General features: G+C 36.3%; 1 protein-coding gene. It reads right to left on the reverse strand.

All coding sequences use genetic code 11. From position 1 onward, the window contains the following. Positions 1-31: 31 nt before the first annotated feature. The coding region (locus AAEZ03_RS26825) for a hypothetical protein (RefSeq protein WP_350582835.1) at positions 32-289 on the reverse strand (258 nt) is incomplete at its 5' end.

The following is a 289-nucleotide window of genomic DNA, read 5'->3' on the forward strand; positions in this document are numbered from 1 at the left end:
TGAGGATATGACTTCTTGAGTTAATCCATGTTTACTCTATTGGCGATATATTCCAAGTGTCTAATAGTCGCCAAATGGCAGCATCAATCTCTTGCCAATGCTCTAAGTTACTACGATGAAAATACCATTCAACTTTGATACCACCATAAATAGGCTCGTATGAAATAGCTTTGACTTTCTCATTATTCCAAAATGAAAAAACTATGCCAGAGACTTGACTGTTAGTAGAGTTACCAAAGCAACCTAATCCAACATCGTCTCGAATGTCACATTGAAGATTGTATTGATC

Source organism: Pseudomonas sp. HY2-MNA-CIBAN-0224, assembly GCF_040310285.1.
Lineage (GTDB): Bacteria > Pseudomonadota > Gammaproteobacteria > Pseudomonadales > Pseudomonadaceae > Aquipseudomonas > Aquipseudomonas helleri.